This is a genomic window from Arthrospira sp. PCC 8006 (assembly GCF_046480465.1).
Classification (GTDB): domain Bacteria; phylum Cyanobacteriota; class Cyanobacteriia; order Cyanobacteriales; family Microcoleaceae; genus Limnospira; species Limnospira platensis.
Genome location: NZ_PKGG01000223.1, coordinates 1 through 8,208, shown reverse-complemented (window position 1 = coordinate 8,208; position 8,208 = coordinate 1). Strand labels below are relative to the sequence as shown.

Here is an 8,208-nt window from a genome sequence, read left to right as displayed (position 1 = left end):
TCGCGATGGTCGGATGGATAAGTTTTATGGGGAATCTAGCCGGGAGGATCGCATTGCTATTGTGCGGGGAATTTTTGCTGATGATTCACTCTCGGATAGTCAGATTATCAAATTGGTTGATGAGTTTACCGGACAGGCGATTGATTTCTTTAGTGCTATGCGATCGCGTATTTATGACGAACAAATCCGCGAGTTTATCTATCATCAAGGCTTAGATAAAATCTCGCGCCGCCTAGTTGATAGTGTGGAAAAAACCCCCCGAACTTCCTCAGCCTGATTTTAGTCTTCAACACCTGATCGAGTCTGGGCGTGCTATGGTAAAAGAACAGCAGCAAATCCAGAAACTACGCTTGGTGGAAGAATATAACCAATTCCGCACGGTTAATTCTCAGCCAATTAACCGCCATCCTCAACCGATTAATCAACCACACCTTCCCTATAACCCGGTCATCCCTCCCCATGCTTTTGATGATTTAGGACTATCTAATTGGCAGGGAGATAGTAGCAGTTCAACTACTTTTATTGAGGGTAAAACTGTCAGCAGTAAACTGAGTTTAGATGTTTTGGAACAGGTGCAAAAAATCCGGTCAGGGGGTTATCAAATTGGTTTGGAATATGCTGATCAGCGTCACTTTAAGACCGGTTCCTGGAAAAGTTGTGCTATCATTGATGGCGGGTGCGAAACGTTCAGGCATGAAATAGGGTTGCAATACCCGAAATAACCGCCTGGTGGGGACTTTAGCCCCTCGGCTGAATATAAGGAACACATTCCTGACCATCCTCATAACTGTTTATATGTCCCAACGTTTGGTATAGAAATATACAAAACAAGGCAGGGAACTCAAGGTCAAAACGCAAAACCGGAAATCTTAACGATTCCTTAACAATTGCGGAGAGAGTAACGGCGATAGCCACCCCCAGTTTTGGAAATCATAACTCCAGGATTGAAGCGGGGAACGGAAGGCGTGAGGGAAACCTATTCCCAAAAATCCGACCACTGCCAACCATCCATGATTAGGGAAACCGAATGTCTGGCTTGAACCATCGTAAAGCACGAGCAGCGAAATAGGTTGACACGCTGCGCCCAAAAGGGCAAGGGGAAAAGTGGGGGATTCTGCATTCTACCCACACAGACCTTTAGAAGTACCCCGGTCGATAGGACAAATCTAACGATGGAATGCCCATATAATCGGAACGTTGGTGCGAGACGTTCAGGCATAAAATAAGGTTGAAATACCTGAAATAACCGCCTGGTGGGGACTTAAACCCCTTGGTTGAATATAAGGAGCGCACTCGTGACCATCCTCATAACTGTTTATATGTCCCAACGATTAGTATCCCACGATACAAATCAAGGCAGGGAACCCAAGGTCAAAACAAACTAACTCATACAAATTACTTATATAAATTCTACAAATAGATAAGTAGAAGTTAGAGAGTCAGGGTAACGGCGATAGCCACCCCCAGTTTTGGGAATCACAACCCCAGGATTGAAGCGGGGAACGGAAGGCTCCAAGGTGTAACCCAACACCAGAATCGAGACCACTGCCAACCATCCATGATTAGGGAAACCGAATGTCCGGCTTGAACCATCGTAATGATTGGGCAGCGAAACAGGTTGATACGCTGCGCTCAAAAGAGCAAGGGGAAAAGTAGGAACTTCAATGTCATAACTACACAGACCTTTAAAAGTACCCCGGTGGAAAGGACAAATCTAAAGATGGAATGCCCATATAAACGGAACGTTTTAACCCCTCTTGGGCTCTGACAATCTGGTCGAGAGAGTCAGTAGTGAAAGTGTAAGCGCAAGCCCATTAGGGGGTGAGATGTGACCAGAAGCCAATGCCCGACTGTAATGGTAGGGATATGCTAACAGGTCACGGTTTGATTGTAAGAATAGAGTCTAGTAGGTGTACAAATGGCGATAGCGAGTTTAAAGAAAGGATTTGGCAAGCCCAAACCAATCAAGACTACGAACAACGCATGGAAGGCAATCCCATGGACTAAGGTTCAACGGAAAGTTTTCAAGCTCCAAAAGAGTATATTTCAAGCAGCTAAATCGGGACAGGACGCAAAGGTAAGAAGGCGGCAACGTCTATTGGTGAAATCATATTATGCCCGACTCTTAGCAGTGCGACTGTAGGGGCGGGTTCCACGGTCAGCCATGCTTCCCAACAGTCAGCTTAATAAACCCGCCCCCCCAAGCGGGTCAAGGCAAAAAGACGGTTGGAGTAGATGGTGTGATAGCAATATCCCCTAAACAAAGGCTAGAAATGACCGAGAAAATCAAAGGAAACCTCAAAGCAAAACCACTGCGAAGGGTGTGGATTCCAAAACCTGGTAGGGATGAAAAAAGCTGGAATAGGAATTCCCACAATCCAAGATAGAGCAAGGCAAGCCTTGGTTAAGTCGGCACTTGAGCCCGAATGGGAGTCAAGATTTGAGGGCACTAGCTATGGGTTCCGTCCCGGACGGTCAGCCCAGGACGCAATTGGTAGAATTTACACTGCCATAAATCAAGGACAATACTATGTACTTGATGCAGATATAGCGAAATGCTCTTACCGTGAACCATGATTATCTACTGTCCAAAATTCATTGTCCAAGCTGCCTAAAAAGAGACCTGAAACAATGGCTCAAAGCAGGCGTGCTAGATAACGGTGTATTTGAGGATACAGAAGCAGGGACACCCCAGGGAGGGGTAATAAGTCCAATACTCGCCAACATCGCACTGTTGGGAGTAGAAAGGCTAGTTAAAGGAATGTATCCAAATAAAGGCACAGCCACTCAGGTGAACCTTATAAGATATGCCGATGATTTTGTGGTCATCTCCAAAGACCTAGGAATCATTGAACAGTGCCAAACTGCTATCACCAAATGGTTAAAACCGGTAGGATTAGAGATTAAACCCGAAAAGACTCGAATTGGTCACACACTCAAACCTATTGAGTATAATGGCAAAACAGAAGAACCTGGGTTTGATTTTCTCGGATTCAATATCAGGCAATACCCAGTAGGAAAATACAAGTCTGGAAAAACAGGGGGATATAAGAGTCGATTAATCGGACATAAAACCCACATAAAACCCAGCCAAAAAGCAGTTGTTGCCCACACAGAAGTGATAAAAGGTGTAATTAAACGAYATAAGACAGCACCTCAATCAGCCCTGATAAGTAGACTAAACCCAATTATAAGAGGATGGGCAAACTATTACTCAGCAGTAGTCTCAACAGAGACCTTCAATAAGCTAGATAATACAATCTGGCAAATGTTAAGGGCATGGACAATATCAAGATGCGGAAAGGCAAGTTACAAAAAGCTAAGTAATTATTTCAGACATGGAACAATTAAACTTAGCAATGGGAAAGAAAGACACGAAAATTGGCTATTCCAAACCAAAGATGGGATACATCTATTCAAACACATCTGGACCCCAATTGTCAGACACACCCTAATACGCCCCGACGCAACACCATACGACGGAAATTGGACTTACTGGGCAACCAGGAAAGGACAAGCAATCGACACGCCAATTAGGGTAGCAAAACTACTCAAAAAACCAAAAGGTAGATGTACCTGGTGCGGGCAATTCTTTACCCCATCAGATTTAATTGAAGTAGACCACATTGTACCTAGAAGCCAAGGCGGAAAGGATGAATACAAGAATCTTCAATTATTACATCGCCATTGTCACGATGATAAAACAGCTCTTGATGAAAGAGATGTTGCTGTACTCTTAACAAAGAGACGGTCAAACTAGGAGCCGTATGAGGTGAAAGTCTCATGTACGGTTCTGCTGCTGAATGGGAGGGGTAGACCGTGAGGTTTATCTCGACCCCTAATTAACCCCTCTAATGCTCTGCCCATAAACAAGTGAGTAATGCAATTCACAAGGCAGTAGTGAAAAATGTAAGCGCATGCTTAGAGGGCYAAGGATGTGACCAGAAGCTAAAGCCCAATTGTCATGGTTGGGATATGCCCAATTGTCACGGTGTGGATATAGATACTGCGGTCAGTAAGAGTATAATGGCGAGGACGAGTTTAAAGACTACGTGCTGCATATAGCTCTGAACATCGAAGTAAAAAGCAGGTCTGTTGATTCTGCTCCTTTGACAAAACAGGGTATCCACACCAGGAGCCGTATGAAGGGAAACTTTCACGTATGGTTCTGAATGGGAGGGGATGGTGGTGACTCCATTCTCGACCCCTAACACATAGCAAAATGTTTTGACCGAATAAACCATGATTACCTACTGTCCAAAATTAATTGCCCAAGCAACCTGAAAAGAGACCTGCGACAATGGCTCAAAGCGGGAGTTTTGGACAACGGCGTATTTGAGGATACAGAAGCAGGGACACCCCAGGGAGGGGTAATAAGTCCAATACTCGCCAACATCGCACTGTTGGGGATGGTTAGGTTAATAGAAAAAATGTATCCCAATAATACCAACAACAAACCATTTGCCACGGTAATACGATACGCCGATGATTTTGTAGTCATATCCAAAGACTTAGGAATCATTGAACAGTGCAAAACTGCTATTTCCGAATGGTTAAAACCTGTTGGATTAGAGATTAAACCTGAAAAGACTCGAATCTGCCATACACTCAAACCCATTGAGTATAACGGCAAAGCAGAGGAACCCGGATTTGATTTCTTAGGTTTCAATATCAGGCAATATCCTGTAGGAAAATATAAAACTGGGAAAAATCCACATGGGAAACCATTAGGGCTCAAAACTTACATCAAACCCAGCAATAAAGCAGTCAAAGCCCATACAGAAGTGATTAAAGGTGTAATTGAACAACATAAAACAACACCCCAGTCAGCCCTGATAAGTAGACTAAACCCAATAATAAGGGGATGGTCAAACTACTACTCAGCAGTAGTCTCATCAGAGACCTTCGTTAAACTAGATTACATAGTTTGGCTAATGTTACGGGCATGGACAGTTTCAAGATGCAGAAAGGCAAATTACAAAAAGCTAAGAAACTATTTCAGATATGGAACGGTCAGACTTAGCAATGGGAAAGAAAGGCATGAATCTTGGTTATTCCAAACCAAAGATGGATTACAACTATGGAAACATAGTTACACTCCGATTGTCAGACATACCCTAATACGCCCTAACGCAACACCATACGACGGAAATTGGACTTATTGGGCAACCAGGAAAGGACAAGCAATCGACACGCCAAATAGAGTAGCAAAACTACTCAAAAAGCAAAAAGGTAGGTGTACCTGGTGTGGACAGTATTTCGCACCATCGGATTTAGTTTAAGTAGACCACATTGTACCTCGAAGCCACGGCGGAAAGGATGAATTCAAAAACTTACAACTATTACACCGCCACACCCGCGATGATAAAACGGCACTCGATAACGCCAAAGCTGTATCCTTAACAATGGAACAATCAGACTAGGAGCCGTGTGAGGTGAAAGTCTCAAGCACGGTTTTGTATGGGAGGGGGTGAAGGCGACTTCACTCTCGACCCCTACTAAAGACCCGAATTTGCCACACACTGTTATGGTCGAAAGAGAAGTCACCTTCCCCAACTCCAATTCCAAACCGTGCTTGCGAGTTTCCCAGCACACGGCTCCTGATGTAGATACCCTATTGTCAGTAGGAACAGGGCTACAACCCCCCGCTTTGTAACCTCAACTTTGGGAGCTAAATACAACACGTAGTCTTTAAACTCGCTTTCGTCATCAAACTCTTACTTGTCGCGGTCTCTATATCCACACCGTGACTAGTGGGCATATCCTAACCATTACAGTTAGGCATTGGCTTTCAGTCACATCCTTTCCCCTTGAAGGTATACGCTTACACTTTTCACTACTGTGCAGATACCTCCTGCTGAGAGCCTAAAAGGGGTTTAAACGTTCCGTTTATACGGGCATTCCATCTTTAGACTTGTCCTTTCCACCGGGGTACCCTTTAAAGGTCTGTGTAGGTAGTATAGAGAGCCTCCTACTTTTCCCCTTACTCTTTTGAGCGCAGCGTTTCAACCTATTTCGCTACTCACAGATTACGATGGTTCAAGCCAGACATTCGGTTTCCCTAGTCATGGATGGTTGGCAGTGGTCGGATTTTTGGGAATAGGTTTTCCCTCACGCCTTCCGTTCCCCGCTTCAATCTGACGGGTTATGAATCCTGAAACTGGGGGTGGCTATCGCCGTTACTCTCTACTCCCTGATTCCTCAGTTTGTTTATGACCTTGAGTTCCCTGCCTTGCTTAGATTTCTCCAAGCGTCGGGACATATAAACAGTTATGAGGATGGTCAGGAGTGCGCTCCTTATATTCAATCAAGGGGTTGAAGTCCTCACCAAGCAGTTATTTCGGGCATTGCATCCCTATTTGATGCCTGAACGTCTCGCACCTTTAAAGGTCTGTGTAGGTAGTGAGTTGAGACTCCTACTTTTCCCCTTACTCTTTTGAGCGCAGCGTGTCAACCTATTTCGCTACTTACTYATTACGATGGTTCAAGTCGGAACATTCAGATTTCCTTAGTCATGGATGGTTGGCAGTGGTCGCATATGGTAGTAGGTTCTACTTCACGCCTTCCGTTCCCCGCTTCAATCTGACGGGTTATGATTCCTCAAACTGGGGGTGGCTACCGCCTTATCTCTCAACTTCCTGCTTTACTAGATGGGTCACAACTCCCATCGTTTAAGCTATCAGTCTTGACCCTGAGTTCCCTGCCTTGCTTAGATTGCTCCAAGCGTCGGGACAGATAAACAGTTATGGGATGGTCGGGGATGAGAGAGTCAATTCCTATATTCCACCAAGGGGTTAAAGTCCCACTAGGAGGTTATTTCGGGCATCGCAGCCCTATTTCACTCCTAAACGTTTCGCACGTACTCTACAAGTATAGCAGAAAGTTGAGAGATAAGGCGATAGCCACCCCCAATTTGAGGGCTTACAACCTCAGGTTGAAGCGGGGAACGGAAGGCGTGAGGTAGAACCTACTACCAAGATACGACCACTGCCAACCATCTATGATAAGAGAAATCGAACGTGTGGCATGAACCCAGTAGGGGTCGAGAGAGATGTCACCATCTCTCCCTCCCATACAAAACCGTACTTGAGACTTTCACCTCATACGGATCCTAATCTGACTGCTCCATTGTTAAGGATACAGCGTTGGCATTGTCAAGTGCCGTCTTATCATCATGACAGTGGCGGTGTAATAGCTGAAGATTTTTATATTCATCCTTTCCACCTTTAACTAGCCTTTCCATTCCCAACAGTGCGATGTTGGCGAGTATTGGACTTATTACCCCTCCTTGGGGTGTCCCTGCTTCTGTATCCTCAAATACACCGTTATCTAACACGCCCGCTTTGAGCCATTGTTTCAGGTCTCTCTTCAGGCTGCTTGGACAATGAATTTTTGACAGTAGATAATCATGGTTCACGGTAAGAGCATTTCGTTATGGTCGAAAGGGAAGTCGCCTTCCCCAACTCCAATTCCAAACCGTACTTGAGACTTTCACCTCATACGGCTCCTGGTGTGGATACCCCTTTGTCATTGGGAACAGGGCTACAACCCCCTGCTTTATGACCTCAACTTTCGGAGCTATATACAACCACGTAGTCATTAACTCGCTCTCGTCATAAACACTCTTAGTTGTCGCAGTCTCTATATCCACACCGTGACTAGTGGGCATATCCTAACCATTACAGTTAGGCATTGGCTTTCAGTCACATCCTTTCCCCTGAAAGGGTTAGGGGTCGAGAATGGAGTCACCACCATCCCCTCCCATTCAGAACCATACGTGAAAGTTTCCCTTCATACGGCTCCTGGTGTGGATACCCTGTTTTGTCAAAGGAGCAGAATCAACAGACCTGCTTTTTACTTCGATGTTCAGAGCTATATGCAGCACGTAGTCTTTAAACTCGTCCTCGCCATTATACTCTTACTGACCGCAGTATCTATATCCCCACCGTGACAATTGGGCATATCCCCACCATGACAATTGGGCTTTAGCTTCTGGTCACATCCTTAGCCCTCTAAGCATGCGCTTACATTTTTCACTACTGCCTTGTGAATTGCATTACTCACTTGTTTATAGGCAGAGCATTAGAGGGGTTAATTAGGGGTCGAGATAAACCTCACGGTCTACCCCTCCCATTCAGCAGCAGAACCGTACATGAGACTTTCACCTCATACGGCTCCTAGTTTGACCGTCTCTTTGTTAAGAGTACA

General features: G+C 45.0%; 5 protein-coding genes and 4 pseudogenes. 8 read left to right on the top strand and 1 reads right to left on the bottom strand.

Features of this window, described 5'->3' with window-relative positions; genetic code table 11:
* The 8 genes and pseudogenes from B9T16_RS22895 to B9T16_RS22860 form a co-directional block, all read left to right on the top strand.
* Positions 1–277, top strand: a pseudogene (locus B9T16_RS22895) (ribulose 1,5-bisphosphate carboxylase); the annotation flags it as partial.
* A gap of 37 nt (positions 278–314) precedes the next feature.
* Entirely contained in the window at positions 315–722 is a 408-nt protein-coding gene (locus tag B9T16_RS22890) for a hypothetical protein (RefSeq protein WP_410245859.1), read from the top strand.
* Between the two features lie 1,120 nt (positions 723–1,842).
* Entirely contained in the window at positions 1,843–2,007 is a 165-nt protein-coding gene (locus B9T16_RS22885) for a hypothetical protein (protein WP_410245861.1), read from the top strand.
* Positions 1,964–2,143 carry a reverse transcriptase N-terminal domain-containing protein gene (locus B9T16_RS22880; protein WP_410245860.1) on the top strand — a complete coding sequence of 60 codons (180 nt, stop codon included), beginning with the start codon at positions 1,964–1,966 and terminating at the stop codon, positions 2,141–2,143. The genes B9T16_RS22885 and B9T16_RS22880 overlap by 44 nt, the downstream gene beginning before the upstream one ends.
* 21 nt (positions 2,144–2,164) lie before the next feature.
* Positions 2,165–2,387, top strand: a pseudogene (locus B9T16_RS22875) (HNH endonuclease).
* Complete coding sequence (locus B9T16_RS22870; protein WP_014275007.1) at positions 2,347–2,577, top strand: reverse transcriptase domain-containing protein; 231 nt, start codon at positions 2,347–2,349, stop codon at positions 2,575–2,577. Before B9T16_RS22875 ends, B9T16_RS22870 begins: the two are co-directional and overlap by 41 nt.
* Positions 2,567–3,760 carry a group II intron reverse transcriptase gene (locus tag B9T16_RS22865; RefSeq protein WP_410245858.1) on the top strand — a complete coding sequence of 398 codons (1,194 nt, stop codon included), beginning with the start codon at positions 2,567–2,569 and terminating at the stop codon, positions 3,758–3,760. Before B9T16_RS22870 ends, B9T16_RS22865 begins: the two co-directional genes overlap by 11 nt.
* Before the next feature lie 454 nt (positions 3,761–4,214).
* Positions 4,215–5,423: pseudogene (locus B9T16_RS22860) on the top strand (group II intron reverse transcriptase); the annotation flags it as partial.
* A gap of 1,769 nt (positions 5,424–7,192) precedes the next feature.
* Here B9T16_RS22860 and B9T16_RS22855 read toward each other — a convergent pair.
* Positions 7,193–7,417, bottom strand: a pseudogene (locus B9T16_RS22855) (RNA-dependent DNA polymerase); the annotation flags it as partial.
* Positions 7,418–8,208: the final 791 nt, after the last annotated feature.